General features: G+C 70.5%; 19 protein-coding genes and 1 pseudogene. 14 read left to right on the top strand and 6 right to left on the bottom strand.

What is annotated here, in order from left to right; genetic code table 11:
• Positions 1 to 5: 5 nt before the first annotated feature.
• From ACQPXG_RS10000 to ACQPXG_RS09985, 4 genes and pseudogenes are all read left to right on the top strand, one after another.
• A pseudogene (locus ACQPXG_RS10000) lies at positions 6 to 206 on the top strand (radical SAM protein); the annotation flags it as partial.
• Positions 207 to 366: 160 nt separating this feature from the next.
• Positions 367 to 675: an SPASM domain-containing protein gene (locus ACQPXG_RS09995; RefSeq protein ID WP_433467352.1), complete on the top strand. Its 309-nt coding sequence runs from the start codon at positions 367 to 369 to the stop codon at positions 673 to 675.
• A gap of 599 nt (positions 676 to 1,274) precedes the next feature.
• Complete coding sequence (locus ACQPXG_RS09990) at positions 1,275 to 1,544, top strand: hypothetical protein (protein ID WP_433467351.1); 270 nt, start codon at positions 1,275 to 1,277, stop codon at positions 1,542 to 1,544.
• Positions 1,541 to 1,864, top strand: a complete 324-nt coding sequence (locus tag ACQPXG_RS09985) for a type II toxin-antitoxin system PemK/MazF family toxin (RefSeq protein WP_433467350.1) — start codon at positions 1,541 to 1,543, stop codon at positions 1,862 to 1,864. The genes ACQPXG_RS09990 and ACQPXG_RS09985 overlap by 4 nt, the downstream gene beginning before the upstream one ends.
• A 275-nt stretch (positions 1,865 to 2,139) precedes the next feature.
• Here the strand turns inward: ACQPXG_RS09985 and ACQPXG_RS09980 are convergent, their stop codons facing one another.
• Complete coding sequence (locus tag ACQPXG_RS09980; RefSeq protein ID WP_433467349.1) at positions 2,140 to 2,985, bottom strand: serine/threonine-protein kinase; 846 nt, start codon at positions 2,983 to 2,985, stop codon at positions 2,140 to 2,142.
• A gap of 183 nt (positions 2,986 to 3,168) precedes the next feature.
• On the opposite strand from ACQPXG_RS09980, the gene ACQPXG_RS09975 reads away from it, so the two are divergent.
• Positions 3,169 to 5,091 carry an LCP family protein gene (locus tag ACQPXG_RS09975; protein ID WP_433467348.1) on the top strand — a complete coding sequence of 641 codons (1,923 nt, stop codon included), beginning with the start codon at positions 3,169 to 3,171 and terminating at the stop codon, positions 5,089 to 5,091.
• Between the two features lie 4 nt (positions 5,092 to 5,095).
• Here ACQPXG_RS09975 and ACQPXG_RS09970 read toward each other — a convergent pair whose 3' ends face one another.
• The 4 genes from ACQPXG_RS09970 to ACQPXG_RS09955 all read right to left on the bottom strand — a co-directional run bounded on the left by ACQPXG_RS09970 (position 5,096) and on the right by ACQPXG_RS09955 (position 7,697).
• The gene (locus ACQPXG_RS09970) at positions 5,096 to 5,716 is read right to left on the bottom strand and encodes a prepilin peptidase (protein WP_433467347.1); all 621 of its coding nucleotides are present in this window, start codon (positions 5,714 to 5,716) and stop codon (positions 5,096 to 5,098) included.
• 98 nt (positions 5,717 to 5,814) lie between these two features.
• Positions 5,815 to 6,234, bottom strand: a complete 420-nt coding sequence (locus ACQPXG_RS09965) for a DUF3592 domain-containing protein (RefSeq protein WP_433467346.1) — start codon at positions 6,232 to 6,234, stop codon at positions 5,815 to 5,817.
• An 87-nt stretch (positions 6,235 to 6,321) separates the two neighbouring features.
• The gene (locus tag ACQPXG_RS09960; RefSeq protein WP_433467345.1) at positions 6,322 to 6,804 is read right to left on the bottom strand and encodes a hypothetical protein; all 483 of its coding nucleotides are present in this window, start codon (positions 6,802 to 6,804) and stop codon (positions 6,322 to 6,324) included.
• A 167-nt stretch (positions 6,805 to 6,971) separates the two neighbouring features.
• Positions 6,972 to 7,697 carry a ribonuclease III family protein gene (locus ACQPXG_RS09955; protein WP_433467344.1) on the bottom strand — a complete coding sequence of 242 codons (726 nt, stop codon included), beginning with the start codon at positions 7,695 to 7,697 and terminating at the stop codon, positions 6,972 to 6,974.
• A gap of 100 nt (positions 7,698 to 7,797) precedes the next feature.
• Between ACQPXG_RS09955 and ACQPXG_RS09950 the strand changes: the two genes are divergently transcribed.
• Complete coding sequence (locus tag ACQPXG_RS09950; RefSeq protein ID WP_433467343.1) at positions 7,798 to 8,013, top strand: hypothetical protein; 216 nt, start codon at positions 7,798 to 7,800, stop codon at positions 8,011 to 8,013.
• Positions 8,014 to 8,263: 250 nt separating this feature from the next.
• Positions 8,264 to 8,770, top strand: coding sequence for a hypothetical protein (locus ACQPXG_RS09945; protein WP_433467342.1), 507 nt, complete (start codon positions 8,264 to 8,266; stop codon positions 8,768 to 8,770).
• 411 nt (positions 8,771 to 9,181) lie between these two features.
• Here the strand turns inward: ACQPXG_RS09945 and ACQPXG_RS09940 are convergent, their stop codons facing one another.
• On the bottom strand, positions 9,182 to 10,660 hold the full coding sequence (locus ACQPXG_RS09940; protein ID WP_433467341.1) for a PucR family transcriptional regulator: 1,479 nt from the start codon (positions 10,658 to 10,660) through the stop codon (positions 9,182 to 9,184).
• A gap of 120 nt (positions 10,661 to 10,780) precedes the next feature.
• On the opposite strand from ACQPXG_RS09940, the gene ACQPXG_RS09935 reads away from it, so the two are divergent.
• The 7 genes from ACQPXG_RS09935 to ACQPXG_RS09905 are packed head-to-tail and all read left to right on the top strand — an operon-like array spanning position 10,781 to position 18,689.
• Complete coding sequence (locus ACQPXG_RS09935) at positions 10,781 to 11,842, top strand: DUF917 domain-containing protein (RefSeq protein WP_433467340.1); 1,062 nt, start codon at positions 10,781 to 10,783, stop codon at positions 11,840 to 11,842.
• Entirely contained in the window at positions 11,835 to 13,403 is a 1,569-nt protein-coding gene (locus ACQPXG_RS09930; RefSeq protein ID WP_433467339.1) for an ROK family protein, read from the top strand. Before ACQPXG_RS09935 ends, ACQPXG_RS09930 begins: the two co-directional genes overlap by 8 nt.
• Positions 13,404 to 13,453: 50 nt before the next feature.
• Positions 13,454 to 15,040 (top strand): ABC transporter substrate-binding protein, encoded by a 1,587-nt coding sequence (locus ACQPXG_RS09925; protein ID WP_433467338.1) that lies wholly within the window; start codon positions 13,454 to 13,456, stop codon positions 15,038 to 15,040.
• 1 nt (position 15,041) lies between these two features.
• Positions 15,042 to 16,058 carry an ABC transporter permease gene (locus ACQPXG_RS09920; RefSeq protein ID WP_433467337.1) on the top strand — a complete coding sequence of 339 codons (1,017 nt, stop codon included), beginning with the start codon at positions 15,042 to 15,044 and terminating at the stop codon, positions 16,056 to 16,058.
• Positions 16,055 to 16,948: an ABC transporter permease gene (locus ACQPXG_RS09915; RefSeq protein ID WP_433467336.1), complete on the top strand. Its 894-nt coding sequence runs from the start codon at positions 16,055 to 16,057 to the stop codon at positions 16,946 to 16,948. The genes ACQPXG_RS09920 and ACQPXG_RS09915 overlap by 4 nt, the downstream gene beginning before the upstream one ends.
• Positions 16,945 to 17,709 (top strand): ABC transporter ATP-binding protein, encoded by a 765-nt coding sequence (locus tag ACQPXG_RS09910; protein WP_433467335.1) that lies wholly within the window; start codon positions 16,945 to 16,947, stop codon positions 17,707 to 17,709. Before ACQPXG_RS09915 ends, ACQPXG_RS09910 begins: the two co-directional genes overlap by 4 nt.
• Positions 17,710 to 17,711: 2 nt before the next feature.
• Positions 17,712 to 18,689, top strand: a complete 978-nt coding sequence (locus ACQPXG_RS09905) for an ABC transporter ATP-binding protein (protein WP_433467334.1) — start codon at positions 17,712 to 17,714, stop codon at positions 18,687 to 18,689.
• The last annotated feature ends 117 nt before the right edge of the window (positions 18,690 to 18,806 follow it).

Genomic DNA, 18,806 nt, shown 5'->3' with positions numbered 1-18,806 from the left:
CGCCGATGGAGATCACCATGACCATCACACTGGGGTCCCAGCACACCGTGCGGTCAGCGCCTGACATGCTCTGGCTCGACCTCACCCGCAAGTGCCGGCTCGGCTGCGTCCACTGCTTCAACGACTCCGGCCCGGCGGGCGGCCGCGGCACCATGACCCGCGACGACTGGGTCCGCGTCCTCGACCAGGCCGCCGCCTGCGGAGTTCGCCGCGTCCAGTGCATCGGCGGCGAGCCGACGATGCACCCGGATGCCGCCGTCGAGCTCGGAGTATCGATGCGCGCCGACGCCATCGATACCGGCAAGCCCGAGCGCGCCGAGCGGGCCCGTCGCGGCCTGACCACGATCGGCGCCGAGCAGGATCGACGTGGACCAGGTCCGCCCGTTCGGCCGGGCCGCCCACGGCCTGGTCCCCGACCTGGCGGGGCTGTGCGGCCGGTGCGGCGACGGCAAGGCGGCCGTCGGCCCAGACGGGCAGGTCTCCCCATGCCCGATGTCCACCACGCTTGGCGTGGGCAACGTCCACACCGCCGACCTGGCCGAAATCCTTGCCGGCGCGGCCATGGCCGATCTCCCCGGCCGTGCTCTGGCAGGCCGAGACCCCGGAGTGGATCGCGCTGGGCTTCGAGATCGTGCGCGGCCGCCGTGCCCACCTCAGTGCGCCCACATCGGCTGATCCCCGCCCGCAGCAGGTTCGCAGTCCACTGCTGACCGTACTCGTCAGCGATCTTTCCGAACGAGTTCACATACGCGTCAGTCAGGTTCTCAATACGGAACGGCCGCAACAGCGTCGTGGCGGTCTCCGCGTCCGCCACGGCGTCCGCCGCCCGCAGCGCCTTGCCGAAGAGCCCGGCAACGGTGTCATCCTCCTTCTCCGCTGTCCGGGCCCTCAGCGCCTTGTCCCAGAAGGGTGCAAGCGTCGCCGCGGCGGCCTGCGCGCCCGGCGCGTCACCTGCTGACACCATCGCGGCGATCTCATCGAGAGCCCAGGCCGGGGACGTTTCGGTGCGGTTCGCGAAAGAGGCCCAGCTCCTCTTTCACCGTCGCCAGGACGTCCTCCAGCGCGGCATCGTTCCACTCGGCACGGACCGGGTGCTTCGGGATCTCCCGCGTGTCGCGGACATCCGGATCGGTCAGCGTCCCCTCACCACGGCCGAACCAGGCCGCCTGACCGAGGCCGAGTCGCGGGCTTTGTCTCGGGCACAACTGACAGGTAGCAGCGTAGTGCGTGGTAGCGAGCCGCCCGGCGTACAACGATTGTTGTACACTAGGTTCATGAGTGTTGGATTCCGTCCCACCGAAGAAGACCTTCGTGTCATCGAAGCCAACCGCCGCAAGGATGAGAAAACAAGCGACGTCATCCGCCGCGCGCTGCGGCTGCTGGATCGCGAGGCATGGGAAGAGCGTGCCCGCGCGGACATGCACCGGCTGAGGGCCGAAGACCTCTCCGCTGAAGCGGATGCATGGGAGTACGACGCCGACGGCAACATCCGCATTACCGACACCGGCCTCACCGTTCCGGCGAGGTCGCCGGAACGCGCGTGATCCGGGGAGCGGTCTACCCGGTAGACCTTGGCGATGCCAAACGCGGCCACGAACAACGGGGCCGGCGCCTCGGGCTCGTCATCAGCATCGAGCAGAACGCCTGGTCCACGGTGACCATTATTCCGACTTCGACCAGGGCCCAGTCGTCGATCTTCAGGCCGGAGGTTGTCATCGCGGGGCGGGATACCAAGGTCTTGATCGATCAGATCCGCACCATCGACCTCTCGTACGTTACTGGCGAAATCGTTGACTATCTCACGCGGGATGACATGGCGCAGGTCGAGCATGGCCTCTCGCGTTACGTGGGCCTCCTGCGCTGACGCCGTGGGTACCAACAATTAGTCCGAGCAGGTCATACGGCGCGGCAGTACTCGTGTGCGAGGACCGGTTGCGTCCACGGAACTGGCGTAGGAGAGGAAGGTGCCTCAAGGCAGGGATTTCGGTCACTAGGCCGTCGAAGCGTTCACCGCCGACTGCGGCTGCATTGGGTGCTCCGTGGATGTCGTCGGGCCGCTCAGTGCACCCAGACCTCCATGATCCAGGGGCACCTCAGGGGGTCCACACCTTTGGGGGGAGGTCCCGTTGTGGATGCGGGTCAAGGGGGCGGGCCCAGGTGGTCGAAGATCTGCAGGGGTTCCCCGTCCAGCGTCCGGACGGGGAAGCGGAGTTCGAGATGGCACGCGACCAGCGCGCGGCGGGCGGCGTCGGCGCCGCCCGGACGTTGCGCCGGGTCCGTCGCGCACAGGTGGGCGACCACGGCCCACAGCCTCGGCGGCACACCGGGAGGCGGCGCCCCCACCCGCTGGCGCGGCTCGGGGTCGCCCGCGCCGGTCAGCATCCGCCACGCGACCATGCCGGCGGCGTACAGGTCCTGGCGCGGCCCCGGCCGGTTCCAGTCGAGCACTTCGGGCGCCAGGTATCCGGGCGTGCCCACGACGAACCCGGTCGTGGTGAACCGCATCCCGTCCTCCCCGAGCGCGATGCCGAAGTCGGCCAGCCGGACGTGCGGCGCCCCGACCGGGCTCGGCTCCAGCAGCAGGTTGGCGGGCTTCACGTCCCGGTGGACCACCCCGGTGCCGTGGATGTGGCTCAACGCCGCCAGCAGCTGATCCAGCACCTCGGCCGCGTACGCGGGAGGGAGCCTGCCGTAGTCCCCGAGGAGCGTCTCTAGGGAACCGCCGCTCACAAGGTCCATGGCCAGGAGGACGTCGTCGTAGGCCATGCACGACGCGTAGGGCGTCAGCACATGCGGGTGCGCGAGCCGCAGCGCCCGTTCCCGGACGACCCGCAGCATCGACGTGGGACCCGGCTGCCGCACGAGCTTGGCCGCGCAGTACCGGCCCTCCGCGTGGTCATAGGCCCGCCAGACACGGCTCGTTCCCCCCGTCCCGATCCGGTCGAGCATGATGAACCGGCCGCCGATCACCCACCCCTCGTTCACGAGACAGATCGTACGGAAAGCCGCCGGGCTCAGGAGGCCAAGATTTCCGCACCCTTGTCAACAAAACGGGCATCTCGCGCATCCAATAAAGGGAGGCGCATGCTTCCTGGATCGGCCACCTCCACCGGCTGATCGACCACGCAGACCACGCGCCCTCGACAGGGCCCGCCCGAGACGGGACCGATGAGCGACGAAGACCCTCGCCGCGACGACCTCGCGGGGGACAAGGCCGCCCACAGCACTCCTGGCACCGCCGGGGACCCGGGTCCCGAACGTCCGAGCGCCCCTCCGCCCGCCAAGACCACGGGTGCCGCCGAGCCGAGCGACACCACGGATGAGCGGACCGACCCGCTGAGCACGGACACCGCCACCACCGACGCAGACGGTCGGGACACGGCCAGCGCTGAACAGGCAGCCCAGACGACCGACGAACCGCCCGCAGACGAAGGCGACGAGGCAGCAGCGGCTACGGTCCCGCATGGCAGCCGCGCCTCGGCTGGCGACGAACAGGCAGACCAGACCAACGACGAACCCCCCGCAGACGAAGACGACGAGGCAGCAGCGGCCACGGCCCCCCATGGCAGCCACGACACGGCCAGCGCCGAACAGGCAGAGCAGACCGCCGACGAACCGCCCGCAGACGAAGGCGACGAGGCGGCGGCCATGGCGCCGGATGGCGGCCGTGCTGTTGATGGGAGCGCGGGCGCGGATGCCGGTGAAGCCGGGCCGGGCGGCGTGCCTCCGGGTGCTGGAGGTGGGAAGCGGCGGAGAGTTCTGCGGTGGGTCGCGGTCAGTGTGGTCGCCTTGCTGCTGGTCGGGGCCGGCGGGGCGGCGTGGCTGTACCACGATCTGGTCGGCGGGATCGAGCAGGAGCACGTCACCGACAAGCTCGGCACGGATCGGCCGAAGAAGCTGAACAGGTCGCTCAACATCCTGCTGATCGGCTCTGACACGCGGGAGGGCGACAACGCGCGGTACGGGGCGGGGATGTCCGGGGCCCGCTCGGACACGACGATCCTCCTGCATCTGTCGCCGAACCGGGATCAGGCGGTCGGCATCAGCTTCCCGCGGGATTCGATGGTGAAGATTCCGGCGTGCAAGAAGGAGAAGGGCGGCACCGTCCCGGAGCAGTTCGGGATGCTGAACGCGGCGTTCGCGTATGCGGGGCCGACGTGCACATGGAAGACGCTGGAGTCGCTCACCGGCATCCACATCGACCATTTCGTGCAGGTGGACTTCGCGGGATTCAAGCGGATGGTGGACGCCCTGGGCGGAGTCGAGATCTGCGTCGACAAGCCCGTGAACGATCCCAGGGCCGAGCTTCATCTGAAGGCCGGGAAGCAGACCGTGGAAGGCGAGGAGGCGCTCGGTTACGTGCGCGCGCGTTACTCGCTCGGTGACGGCTCCGATCTGGAGCGGATCGAACGGCAGCAGAAGTTCATGGCGGCGGTCGTCGACAAGGCGACCAGCGGGTCCGTCCTTACGGATCCGGCGAAGACGTACAAGTTCCTCAAGGCCGCCACCAAGTCGATGACGACCGATGACGACCTCGACCTGGCGGCGATGCGGAAGCTGGCGGACGGGCTCAAGGGGATGAGCGCCGGGCAGGTGCGGTTCGTGACCGTCCCGGTGGAGGGGTACGCGCCTGACCCGAACCGTGTCCAGTGGAACGAGGAGCTCGCGAAGCCGCTGTTCGAGGCGATCCGGCACGACGACGAGCTTCCCGCGCAGACGACCAACCCCGCCCAGGCGCAGCCGGCGCCGCTCGCGCCTGGCAAGGTGCACGTCACGATCGTGGACGCGGGGGGACGGGACGCGCTGGTGAACCGGGTCGCGAACCAGCTCCGGCAGCGCGGGTTCAAGGTGGCGGAGAAGGTGGAGAAGGCCGACGCGACGCCGGCGAGCCGCCTCGTCTACGCGCCGTCCGCGGAGGCACAGGCGACGGCGCTCGCGCGTGACGTCCCGGACGCGCTGCTCACCGCGGACAGCACCGCTCCTCAGGACGGTGTCAGGCTCGTCATCGGGAAGAACGGCGTGCGTCTCGCCGCACCCGCCATCAACAAGATCGGTGGAGGCGTCAAGGCCGGGCGCAAGCTCTGCGACTGAGGTCTCAGCCGGTGGCGGCGAGGACCGCGACGAGCGCCCCGGCGAGCATGTAGGGGCCGAACGGGAACTCGCCCTTGCGCGTCCGGCGGACGATCAGGATGCCGACGGCGACGAGGCCGCCGAAGAGGTAGGTCGCCAGCACGCCGGCGATCCAGGCGTCCCGGCCGAACCATCCGAGGTAGAGGCCGAGGACGCCGGACAGCTTGACGTCCCCCATCCCGATCCCGGACGGCGCGGCGAACGCCTGCGCGAAATACAGCACGAACAGCGCCGCCATGCCGATGAGCGCGTGCTCGAACCGCTCCAGGCCGTCGCCGGTGAACGGCGCGGCGGCGGCGAGGAGCGCCGCCGCGATGCCGTACGAGGGCAGTGTGAACCGGTCGGGAAGCCGCTTGACCTCGACGTCGATGAAGCCGAGCAACGCGCCGACCGCGGCGAGGTAGAGAAGCGCCGGCAGGACGGGCTCAAGTCCGACCCGCCATCCGAGCACGCCGTAGAGCACCGCCGTGACCAGCGCCACCAGGACGCGGCCGCGGCGGGAGACCGCGCCGACGAACGGTGCCGCCATCGGCGCCGCGAGCAGGCCGACGACGAGCCCGGCGGGCACCAACACGAACGCGACCATCGCCCCTCGCCCCGATCCGGCATCTGCGCACCCTCCGGCACCCTAACCGGACGGACGCACCGCCGCGGCCCCGCTCTCCCACGCGGGCTCCGGAACCGTCAGGTCGCGGTCGCGATCAGCATGACGATTCCGATCAGCGCGAAGACGCAGCCGGCGGCCGCCATGCCGGCCGAACCGGCGAGGGCCCGGCCGGACGAGGTGTCCATCCGGGCCTTGCGCGGGTCCTGAGGGTCGTAGAGCACGGGGACGGGACGCCCCTTGAGCCGGGTCAACTCGAACGACCCGCCTCTGGTCTCGCCGACCGTCTCGATGTCCGTGCCGTCCAGCGTCCGGAAACGCAGCACCGGGAAGAACTCATAGGAATCGGTCGTCGACACCCGGTGGATTCCGGCGACGATTCCCGGCACCCGGTGCGCGGTGGCCATGAACGCGCGGCTCGTCCGGTAGCGATGAATTCCGCCGAGGACGAAGGCCACACCGAATGCGATCGCCAGAAGCGCGAGAAGCCAGGACGACATCACCGGCGCCCGTCATGATCGACGCCGATGATCGGCGCCGCCGCGGCTCCGGCGGCGTACCGTGCCTCGGCGCGTCCAGAACTGCGTTCAGCGGCGGTCGTAACGGCGGTCATACCGGCGATCATAACGGCGGTAATCGTCATAGTCGTCGTCGTCGAAGAGCACTATCCAGATGATGTAGCACAGCAGCAGTCCGGCGAGGATCCCGCCGATGTCGATGGCGCCGGCGCCGGTGAACTCCTGGTGGGTCGCGGCCGCGGTGCAGACATCACGCTTGCATTTGGCGTCCTTGTGATTCTTGTGCCACTTGTCGGTCGGTGACGTCACGCGGACGTGCGGCTTCTTGTCGATCATCACGGCCGTCTGCCGTACGCCGTCCTCCACCGCGGACGCGCCCGGCTTGAAGTACTTGCCGGCGTGGATCTGGGGCCGGCCCTCGTAGATCGCGTTGACGGCCTTCTCCTGCAGCCAGGAACGGTTGGCCACACAGATGATCACCACGATGCCCAGCATCACGATGAGCACGATGCGGGAGAGCAGGCCGAAGCAGCCCATCCGACGGTAGGACATACTGAGGATCCGTCCGGAGTCCGGAGGCAGGTGCAACCCGGCTCCGATCGGCGCGGGAGAACACGCCGGACGAAGACGAGACGGCCCCTGTGAGGGGGCCGTCCCGGTTAGGACCTCACGGGGAGGTCATTTCGACAAGCCGTCCCTCAAGGTTCAGGGACGGCGACTCAGTCGTCCGTCTGGTCGCTGATCGCATACCAGGCGGCTTCGGCGGCCTCCTTCTCGGCCTCCTTCTTGGACTTCCGGACCTCGCTTGGACCGTAAGTGAACCCGCCGACCTGGACCCAAGCCTTGAAATCCGGCTTGTGGTCCGAGCCGGTCTTGTCGACTCGGTACCAAGGCTCCTCCAGCCCCTTGTCGGCAGCAAGGTCCTTCAGTTCCTGCTTCCAGTTCCGCCCCGCGTCAAGCGCCGCCAGCTCTTCGATGGACTCATCGAAGAGCTCGTGCACCAGCGCGAAGGTCCGATCCACGCCGAACTGCAGGTGGACCACTCCGATCAGGGCCATGAGCGCGTCGGCCAGGATGGGGTCCTTGTTCGCCCCACCGCTGGTCTGCTCGCCGTGGCCCAGCCGGATGTGATCGTCGATGTCGAGCGAGCGCGCGACCTCGGCCAGCAACGGCGTGGCGACAGCGGCACTACGCAGCTTGCTCAGCGAGCCCTCCGGGTCCTCGGGCCGCCGGCGGAACAAGATGTCGGTGACGCCCATCCACAAGGCCGGCTGGCCCACGAAGACCAAACGCTGGTCACTGGGCACACCGTTCTCGTTGGCGTAGGAAGGGTGGGTAAGAGCCTGCTCGAACAACTCGTCATCGTGCGCGAGACCGAACTTGCGGGCCAGTACCTCTCGGTCCGATGCGGAGCCATCTCCCCGCTCCGGTTCTTCGACCGTCATCCTCGTCTCCTGTTTCGGTTGGGAAATAGGTCGTGGGGACCCCTAGGGCACCCACGACGTACCGTGCGGCCCGCGGAAGAGGCCGCAACACGCCACCAACGTGGCGGCAGGCACATCCAGGAAGCCGGTCAAGGTGCAGGGCTGCGACGAGCCCCGGGTCCGCATCGCCGTCTTCGACCAGGGGGACCTGTTCCAGTTCTCCCCGGCGATCGCCCGTCGCGGCCTGATGCTCGCCCAGGCCTTGGGCGACCGGTACGGCCACGGCTGCGACCCCGTCCGGCGGCCGGACGGAAAGGTCGTGTGGGTCCAGTTCTGATCTCGGGCCGCGCCTGAGATCCGCTCCAACGGCCGCAGCGGCTCGTGTTGACGGGCCTCGGCGGTGACACGGACCGGCCTCCATCCCCGACGGGATGGAGGCCGGCTCTTTCGTTGGGGCACGTCAAGCCGCCCCACATGTCCGGCGTCACACCGAAGGACACGTTGCCAGGTGTGAGCGTGCACGGACGGTACAGGTCGCGAGTGGCACCCGGCCCTCGCAGTCGCAAACGACAGTAAGGAGCATTTCGATGCGCCAAGAGAACGGACTCCTCGGCCGCAGGCAGCCGCGCCCCGAGTGGGAGACGGGCCCCGTGCCCTACCCCATCCGGACGCAGAAGGCCACGCTCGACGAGCCCACGGACACGATGGTGGAGCACCTGGTGCAGGGCATCTACGCCGACCTGCCGCCGGAGGTGCGCGCCGACGTGATCCGGGTCGCGAGGGAGCTGATCCGCAACGCCCAGTGGCACGGCAAGCGGTCGGCGGAGGCGGAGCTGCTCCGTTCCTCCCAGCCGGCGCAGCTCCGCTCCTCCCAGCCGGATTTCACCCTGATACTGGGGTGGGCTACCGATGAGGAGGAGCAGGTCGTGTACCCGCTCGTCGTGGTGAGCGACCGGAGCGCCGTCATGCCCCAGGTGCTGCAGTCGACCCGCACCGGGCTCAAGCGGGTGATCTCGCTGACCCACCGGTGCGGCGCCGAATCCCTCACCGGCCAGAAGCGCGTCTGGGCCCTGGTCGACCCCCAGAGGCAGTGACGTCCCCCTGACCGACGCCCGGTATCCACCCGATCCGGGCGATGTACTGACCGGCCTCCATCCCCGATGGGGTGGAGGCCGGTTCTTTGTGCGATGGAACACACGCACGATCCGGAAATAGGGACTTGCCATCCCGGCCGGACTCCGTACAGTCCACTATGCGGGTCTTCGGGCTCGTAATTGTTGTTTACAGTTGATTGCAAATGAAACGGGGTTATTGATATGTCCAAGGAAATCGGCAAGAACGACGAAGGCACCATCGTCATCACCGACGAGGGTGTGATCGACGTCGAGACCAAGAAGTGATCAACGTGGCCGCTGAGGCCACGATGATCTGAATACAGGCCGCTCTCGTTCCAGGATTCCTGGGACGAGGGCGGTTCTTTCGTTTCCGGGCGGGGCGCGGGCTGTTCAGTCGCGGAGGCGGACGCGGCAGGCGAGGTGCAGGGCGAACGCGGTGTCCGGGTCGGTCAGGTCGGCGTCCAGCCGTTCGACGATCTTCCTGATCCGGTAGTTGACCGCGTTCGGGTGCAGTGCCAGCCGGGACGCGGCGGCCTTCAGCGAGCCGCGCGCGTCGAGGTAGGCGCACAGGGTCGCGATGGCCTCGGCCGACCGCTCCGCGCCGAGCGCGTCGAGCGGGCCGAGCAGGTCGTCGACCACCCGGCGGCTGAGCGGCGAACCGGCGATCTGGGCGAGCACCCGGTTGATCCCCGCGGCGTCGAAGGTGTGGACGAGCTCGCGGGAGCGGGCGGCGATCGCCGCCGCCGCGCGGGCCTCCGTGGCCGACTGGCGCAGCCCGTCGATCCCCCGCTGCGGCGTGCCGATCCCGAAGCGCAGCACCATGCCGGGATGTTCGTCGGCCACGGCCGCCCGCATGGCCTCGATCATCTGCCTGGCGCGCGCCTCGCGTATCTCGACCCGGGCGGTGCCGACCAGCACGATGTCGGCGGCGAGCCGGGCCACGTTCCACGACTCGCCGGGCGGCAGCGGGGCCTGGTGCGTGCGCAGGGTGAGAGTGTCGAACAGCCGCCGCCGTTCCGCCAGCTCGGCCGGGTCCGGGCCGGCCGGCCGGTCCGGAGTCGTCCAGATCGCGGTGTGCAGGTCGTCGACGGCCAGGCCGAGCAGCCGGGCCCGGTCGGCCAGCGCGCCCGCCTGGGCGCGCTCGGTGACGATCAGCTCGGTGAGGATGTCGGACCGGGTCTGGCCGGGCGCGGTCGCCCGCTCCAGGGCGAGCTGCCGCAGCCGTCCGATCGCGGCGGCCACGGCAGGCAGGACCAGCCGTACCGCGTCGTCGGGCGGGCCGGTCACGCCGCCGTGACGGCGCCCCGCCACCCAGATGGGCTCGGCGTCGCCCTGCCGGGTGGCGTCGGTCGTCGTCAAGGTGCGGCCCAGCACGGCGCCGACCCTTTCCAGCAACGCGACGGCGCGGTCGCCGGCGTCGGCGGGGTCGGGAGAATCGCCGAGCTCGCGGACGATCCGGAGCGCGGCCTGCGCGCGGGCGAGCGAGTCGCCGGCGTCGCCCCGGATGACCTGGCCGAGGTAGAGCACGACCTCGGCGACGTCGCAGTCCTCCTCGGCCGCGAGCACCGCCAGGTCGGCCCGCTCGGCCAGCCGGGCGGCGGTGATGGGCAGCGGCCCGGCGCCGATGAGGACGAGCGCCGGCACGCCGCGTTCGGCGGCGGTCCGGACCGCGATGTCCAGCTGGTATCCGGCGGCCTTCGCGGCCGAGCGTCCGGTCACGACGACGAGCGCACCGGCCGGGGCGCGCTGGAGCCGGGCCAGCGCCTCGACCGCGGTGACGGAGGTGAGCGGCACGGCGTCCGGCGGCCCGGCGAGCAGGGTCAGGGGGATCCGGGAACCGGATCCGAGCAGATCCGCGACATAGGACACGATCAACATTGTGCCAGCGACACAAAGTTGGCCGAAACCTTGTGCCCCCCACCCTTCCGCCAGGTCAGACGGCCAGGGGATTCTTCCTGCATGCAGATGACACCTTCGAGGACCGATCGCGTGACCCTCGACGACGTCCCGGCGCTCGCTCGCGGCTGCGCGATCCTGGGCACCGGAGGCGGCGGGGAAGTCGAGACGGGCACGCTGACCACGGTCCGGGCCATCGACCAGTTCGGTGAGGTGCCGCTCATTCCACTGTCGGCAGTGCCCGACGACAGCCTGATCCTGCCGCTGTCGGGGATCGGGGCGCCCACCGTCGGCCACGAGATGCTGATGAGCGGGGAGGAGCCGCTGCTCATCAGGGACGAGGTCGAGCGGATCATGGGCCGTTCGGTGGCCGCGGTGATGGCGTGCGAGATCGGTGGCGCGAACGGCGTCGAGCCGGTCGCCTGGGCGGCGCGGCTGGGGCTTCCGCTGGTCGACGCCGACGGGATGGGACGGGCGTTCCCCGAGGTCCAGATGGTCGCGATGCACGTGGCGGGGCGGCCGGTGAACCTCGTCGTCCTGGCCGACGTGCAGGGCAACGTCACCACGGTCCGCCCGGTCGACGGGTTGTGGTCGGAGCGCATCTCCCGCGCGGTCACGGTCGCGTGCGGAGCCTCGGCGCTGATGGCCGACTACGTGCTGACCGGCGCGCAGGCGCGCGGCGCCGTCATCGAGGGCACGGTGAGCAGGGCCCTCGCGATCGGCCGCGCCGTGCAGGACGGCACCGACCCGCTCGAATCGCTTCGCGCGACGCTGGACGCCACCGTGCTGATCACCGGGAAGGTGATCGACGTGGAGCGGCGGACCGGCGGCGGGTTCGTCCGCGGCAGCCTGGTCGTCGACGGCACCGGCGACGACCGCGGGCGGCTCCTCCGCGTGGAGATCCAGAACGAGAACCTGATCGCGCTCGAGGACGGCCGGCCGCGCGCCTGCGTCCCCGACCTGATCACCGTGGTGGACGCGCAGACCGCCGGCGCCATCTCCACCGAGTCGCTGCGGTACGGCCAGCGGGTGGCGGTGCTGTCCTGGCCGTGCGACCCGATCTGGCGGACCGAGCGCGGTCTGGCCACGGCCGGCCCGCGGGCTTTCGGCTACGACATCGACTACACGCCCGTGGAGGAGCTCACTCATGGCTGACCGTAAGTCCGGCGGCACCGCCCAGGACCTGCGCATCGGCGTCGACGTCGGCGGCACCAACACCGACGCGGTCGTCCTCACCGCCAAGGGCGAGGTACTGGCGAGGACGAAGCAGCCGACCACCGCAGACGTCACCTCGGGTCTCCACGCCGCGCTGACGACGGTGCTGGACCAGCTCGGCGACGACGCCCACCGGGTGGGCCGGGTCATGCTCGGCACCACGCACGCCACCAACGCGATCCTGGAACGCCGCGGCCTCGGCCGGGTGGCCGCGATCCGGCTCGGCGGCCCGGCCACCACCTCGGTCCCCCCGGCGCAGTCCTGGCCGGCGGACCTGTCGGCGGCCATCACCGCGCGCACCGCCGTGCTGCCCGGCGGCTACTACGTCGACGGCCGGACGATCTCGCCGCTGGACACCGACGCGCTGCGGGCGGTGCTGGCCGACTCCGCCGACGCCGACGCGATCGCGCTGACCGGGGTGTTCAGCCCCGCGTCCGCCGACCAGGAGCTGGAGGCTGCGGAGATCGTCCGGGCCGAGCTCGGCGACGGGGTGCCCATCTCGATGAGCCACGAGATCGGCACGCTCGGGCTGCTTGAGCGCGAGAACGCGACGATCCTCAACGCCGGCCTCTACCGGGTGATCAGCGCGGTGTGGGAGGGGCTGCAGAGCACGCTCACCGAGCGCGGCCTTGACGTCACGACCTACTTCGCGCAGAACGACGGCACCCTGATGGCGATCGACTACGCCGTCCGGTACCCGGTGCTGACGATCGGCTCGGGCCCGGCCAACTCCATCCGGGGCGCGGCGTTCCTGTCCGGCCTCGCCGACGCGATCATCGCGGACGTCGGCGGGACCTCGACCGACTTCGGCGTGCTGTCCTCCGGTTTTCCCCGGGAGTCGTCCGCGGGCGTCGAGATCGGCGGGGTGCGGACCAACTTCCGGATGCCCGACATCCTCGCGCTCGCGCTCGGCGGCGGCACCGTCATCGGGCCGGACGGGACGGTCGGGCCGCAGTCGGTCGGCTACCGGATCACCGAGAAGGCGCTGACCTTCGGCGGCGACACCGCCACGATGACCGACGCGGGCGCGCTGGCGGGACGCGGCGCACCGGCCGGGGCGCCGATCCCGGCCGGCCTGCACGGCACGCTGGCCTCGGCGGTGGAGACGGCCGACCGGATGCTCGCCGACGCGGTGGACCGGATGACCCTCGGCAAGACCGACCAGCCGCTGATCGCGGTGGGCGGCGGGTCGTTCCTGATCCCCGACGCCCTGGCCGGCGTCGCCGAGGTGATCCGCCCCGACCACGGGGACGTGGCCAACGCCGTCGGTGCGGCGATCGCCATGGTCAGTGGCACTATCGAGACCATCATCCCGGCCGGCGAGGGCCGCAGGGAGGCCATTGCCGAGGCCTCCGGCGACGCCAGCCGCCGGGCCGTGCAGGCCGGCGCCGACCCGGCCGGGGTGGAGGTCGTGGAGATCACCGAAGTACCGATGAGTTATCTGCCCGAACCCGCGCTGCGGCTCCGGGTCAAGGCCGCCGGCCCGCTCGGCAGCCTCTGAGCCCTCCCACCCCACCCCCTGTCCGGTCCCCCTGCAAGGAGATCCCCGTCATGTCCTGGCGCATGAGATCACTGGCACTCGCGGCGGCAATCGCCGTCGCCGCCACCGGCTGCTCGGGCGGAACCGTCCGCAAGGCGGCCTCGTCGAACAGCTCGTTCATCTACTCCTTCAACCTCAACGTCGTCACCGACTGGGATCCCGCGACCTCGTACTCCAACGAGATCATCGCGATGCAGAACGTCTACGAGTCGCTGACCCGGTACGACACCAAGGCCAAGAAGGTCGAACCGCGGCTCGCGACCAAGTGGGCCTCGTCCGACGGCGGCAAGAAGTGGACCTTCACCCTGCGGGACGGGGTGAAGTTCCACACCGGCACCGCGCTGACCTCCAGTGCCGCCAAGGCCGCGATCGAACGGACGATGAAGATGAAGGGCGGGGCCGCCTACATCTGGGACCCGGTGAAGACCATCGAGACGCCGGACCCGCACACCCTGGTGTTCAACCTGAAGTACGCGGCGCCGCTCGACCTGGTCTCCTCCTCCGGCTACGCCTCGTACATCTACGACACCAAGGCGCCCGGCGGCGCGGACCTGAAGGACTACGTCGCGAAGGGCCACGACACCGGCACCGGGCCGTACACCGTCGCCTCCTGGAACAAGGGACAGGAAGCCGAGGTGCGGCTGGGCCAGTTCAAGGACTACTGGGGCGGGTGGAACGGCGCGCACTACACCAGCGTCGAGTTCCGCAACACCCCGCAGGTCACCACCGCCTGGCAGCAGCTGCAGGCCGGTGACGTCACCTACGTGCACAGGCTCAACCCGCAGCTGTTCGCCCAGGCGAAGGGGATGAAGAGCCTCAAGACGGAGTCGGTGCCGTCGTTCCAGAACCTCATCGCGTTCTTCAACACGAAGTCCGGCCCGATGAAGGACGTCAACGTCCGCAAGGCCGTCCAGGCCGCGATCGACTACAACGGCCTGGTGTCGACGCTGAAGGGGTCGGGGACCGCCGCCAGCGGCGTCGTCCCGACCGGGCTGACCGGGGCGACCCCGGGTCTGGCCGGGAGCCAGAACACCGCCGAGGCAACGCGGCTGCTGAACCAGGCCGGATACGGGCCCGGTAAGAAGGCGCTGACACTCGACCTCACCTACGCACAGGGTGACGACGACCAGCAGAAGTTCGTGACGCTGCTCAGCTCGGCGCTCAAGAGCCTGAACGTGAAGCTCCAGGCCAAGCCGATGCAGTGGGACGCGCAGTGGGACCGGGCCAAGAGCAAGGACCCGTCCAAGCGCCAGGACATCTTCGTCATGTACTGGTACCCGGACTACCCGGACGCCTACAGCTGGTTCCTGAACCTGTTCCGCTCGGCCGACCCGGTCAACTTCAACCTCACCTACCTCGCCGACTCCGGCGTGGACGGCGAGATCGACAAGCTGCCCGAGCTGACCGCCACGAACCGGTCCGCGGCGGAGGCGTCGTACGCGTCGCTCCAGCGCAAGCTGCTGGTCGACCAGGCCGTCGCGGCACCGCTGTTCGTCCAGCAGTACCAGCGGGCGTACTCCGCGGACGTCGACGGCTACACCGACGACCCGGCGTACCCCAACGTCGTGTTCGCGCACGAACTCCGTCCGGCCGCGTGACATGACCCGTTACCTGCTCCGACGCTTGGCACAGGCCGCGTTCGTCGTGGCCGGTGTCCTGGTGCTCACCTTCGTGGTGATGCGGCTCGTTCCCGGGGACCCGGCGGTCACCTACGCCGGGCCCCGGGCCTCCGCCGCCGAGCTCGCCCGCACCCGCGCGGAGCTCGGCCTGGACGACCCCCTGCCCCTCCAGCTCTGGGACTACCTCACCTCGCTGGTCCAGGGCGACTGGGGGATCAGCCTGCACACCCGCCAAGACGTGCTCGGTGACGTCTCCACCGCCTTCCCCGCCTCACTGGAACTGGTCGGCAGTGGGATCATCATCGCGGTGCTGGTCGGCATCCCGCTCGGCGTGCTCGCCGCCCGGTACCGGGGCCGGCCGGCCGACGGCTCCATCCGGATCTCGTCGATGGCGAGCGTGTCGGTGCCGGTCTTCCTGCTGGCGCTCTTCGCGCAGAACATGTTCGCGACGAAGCTCGGCTGGCTGCCCGTCGCCGGCGAGTACGATCCCAAGCTCGACGGCACCAGCCCTCTGCACCTGTTCACCAACATCACGGCGGTCGACGCGCTCATCACCGGGAACTGGCCGATCCTCGGCAGCACCCTGGCCCACCTGGTGCTGCCCGCGGCCGCGATCGCCGCGTATCCGACCGGCGTGGTCGCCCAGATGACCAGGGCCGCGCTCATCGAGGAGTCGACGCAGAACCACGCGCGGCTGGAACGGGCCCTCGGCTTCACCCGCTGGCAGGTGCTGACCCGGTTCTCGCTGCGGCCGGCGCTCAGCCCGGTGCTGGCGCTGCTGGCGCTCGTCTTCGCCTTCTCCCTGGTGAACGCCTTCCTGGTCGAGGCGATCTTCAACTGGCCGGGTCTCGGCCGGTACGCCGCCGACTCGATCCGCTCGTCCGACGCCCCCGCCATCGCGGGCGTCACCATCGCGATCGCGTTCACCTACGTCATCGTCAACCTGCTGGTGGACCTCGCGCAGGCCGCCATCGACCCGCGGGTGAGGATCAGATGACCGCTGTCGACACCACCAAGGCGCCGCCCATCCGGGAACGGCCCGTGCACCGGCTGATGCGGGCCGCCGGCACCGACCGGCTCGCCACCATCGGCGCCGTGATCCTCGTCCTCATCGTGATCGCGGCCATCGCGGCCCCGCTGCTGTCGCCCTATCCGGCCGACGGGACCGACGCGACCCACCCGGCGGAGGCGCTGCGATCCCCGAGCGCCGAGCACTGGTTCGGGACCGACGCCGTCGGCCGCGACATGCTCACCCGGGTGCTCTACGGGGCGCGCACCTCCCTGACGATCGCCGTCGCGGTGCTCGCCCTCTCCGCCGTCATCGGCGTGCTGCTGGGCGTCTTCGCCGGCTACGCGGGCGGGATCGTCCGGGACGTGATCATGCGGATCACCGACGTGTTCCTGGCCTTCCCCGCGCTGCTGCTGTCGGTGGCGCTGGCGCTGGTGCTGCATCCCGGGGTGCAGGGGGCGATCATCGCCATCACCGCCTCCTGGTGGCCCTGGTACGCCCGGATGGCCGCGGTCGCCGCGACGTCCATCAGGTCGCGCGGCTTCATCGACGCGGCCCGCTGCCTCGGCGGGTCCCGGACGCGGATCGTGCTGCGGCACGTCCTGCCCAACTCGCTGACCCCGGTGCTGGTCCAGCTCTCCCTGGACGCGGGCGGGGTCATTCTCACCGCCGCGGCACTGTCCTTCCTCGGCCTCGGGCCGCAGGAGCCCACCGCAGAATGGGGACTCATGGTCCAGCAGGGGCAGAGCCTGTTCACCACGAACTGGTGGGTGGTCGCCTTCCCGGGCCTCGGCATCGTCATCACCGCGTTCTGCTTCAACGTGCTCGGCGAAGGTCTGCGGTCCGTCCTCGATCCCCGGCGGGAGGTCACCCGATGAAACCGGTGCTCACTGCGGAGAACCTGCGGGTACGGGCCGGTGACCTGCTGCTGGCCTCGCTCGACGAGCTGAGCGTCGGCCCCGGCGAGTGCGCGGCGATCGTCGGCGAGAGCGGCTCGGGCAAGACCACGGCCCTGAACGCGATGCTCGGGCTGACCGACGGGCTGAAGGTCAGCGGGAAGATCGTCGTCAACGGCACGGACGTGGTGACGGCGGACGACCGGACGCTGTCCCGGATGCGCGGCTCGGTGATCGCCCTGGTCAGCCAGAGCCCGCAGTCGTCCCTCAACCCCACGATGCGGCTCGGGACCCTGCTCAAGCGGGTGCTGGCCCGGCACGGGCTGCGCGGCGCCGAGGCCCGGAAACGCACCGAGGAGGCGCTGCGGAGCGTCCTGCTCGACCCCGGGCTGCTGCGCCGCTACCCGCACCAGGTCTCCGGCGGCCAGGCGCAGCGCTTCGCCATCGCCATGGCCGTCGCCCTGCGCGCCGACGTCATCCTCGCCGACGAACCGACCAGCGCGCTGGACGTCACCGTGCAGGCCGCGGTGCTGGACCTGCTGGCCCGGCTGCGCGACGAGCACGGCATCGCCCTGGTCTTCGTCTCGCACGACCTGGCCGTCGTGTCCGGGATCGCCGACCACGTCGTCGTCATGCGGCAGGGCCAGGTGGTCGAGGCCGGGCCGGCCGCCGACGTCCTGCAACGTCCCTCCGCCGCCTACACCCGGGAACTGCTCGACGCGGTCCCCGCGATCGGGGAGTGAACATGCTCAGCGCGGACAACCTCACGATCAGCTACGAGCGGACCCGGGTGGTCCACGACGTCTCCCTCACGGTGCCGGAGACCTCCGGCGGGGTCGCCGTCATCGGGGAGAGCGGCTCGGGCAAGACCACCATCGCGCGGGCGCTGCTCGGCCTGGTCAAACCCGAGCGCGGCAGCGTGCTGTTCCGCGACCAGAACATCGCCAAGCTCGACCGGGCGGGCCGGGCGCTCTACCGGTCGCAGGTGCAGCCGGTGTTCCAGGACGGCAGCGAGGCCCTCGACCCCCGGATGCGCGTCGGCGCCTCGATCTCCGAGGCGCTGCGGCTCCGGCGCCGCCGCGCCGACGGCGAACCCGCCGGGAAGGCCGGCGGGGACGGGGGGCCCGCGGCGCCGTCGGTGGCGGACCTGCTCACCGACGTCGGCCTCGACCCTGCCCTGGCGGACCGGCGCCCCCACCAACTGTCAGGCGGGCAGCGGCAGCGCGTGGTCATCGCGCGGGCGCTGGCGGTCGACCCGCGGCTGCTCGTCCTGGACGAGCCGACCAGCGCCCTGGACGTCACCGTCCAGGCCCACGTGCTGGACCTCCTCGCCGGGCTGCGGGACGAGCACGGGCTGAGCTACCTGCTGATCACCCACAACCTGGCCATCGTCGACCGGCTCTGCGACACCGTGCACGTCCTGTTCGCCGGGCGGATCGTGGAGTCCGGCCCGATCGGCGACGTGCTCGGCGCCCCGGCCCACCCGTACACCGCCGCGCTGCGCGACGCCGTCCCCCGGCTGGGCGCGGCGCACCGCACCGCCGGCGCCTCGGACGCACTGCCGGCCGCCACCGGCTGCCCTTTCCGGCACCGCTGCCCGATCGCGGTCGACCGGTGCGCCACCGAGGAGCCGAAGCGCCTGCCCATCAGCGACGGCCACAGCGTCGCCTGCCACGAGGCCGCCCCGGCCAAGGACGACTCCAGGTCCGGCGTCGGGCAGTGAAAAGAAGGGACGGCGGGAGGACGAATCCTCCCGCCGTCATATGTGGACGTGACGCTGGCCAAGGCGTCACGCTGTGTGGAATTGCACCGTTCCAGGGCGGGATGGCCGTCCCAGCCC

This window comes from Spirillospora sp. CA-128828 (assembly GCF_050945415.1).
Classification (GTDB): Bacteria; Actinomycetota; Actinomycetes; order Streptosporangiales; family Streptosporangiaceae; genus Spirillospora.
This window is presented reverse-complemented; position numbering and strand designations above follow the sequence as displayed.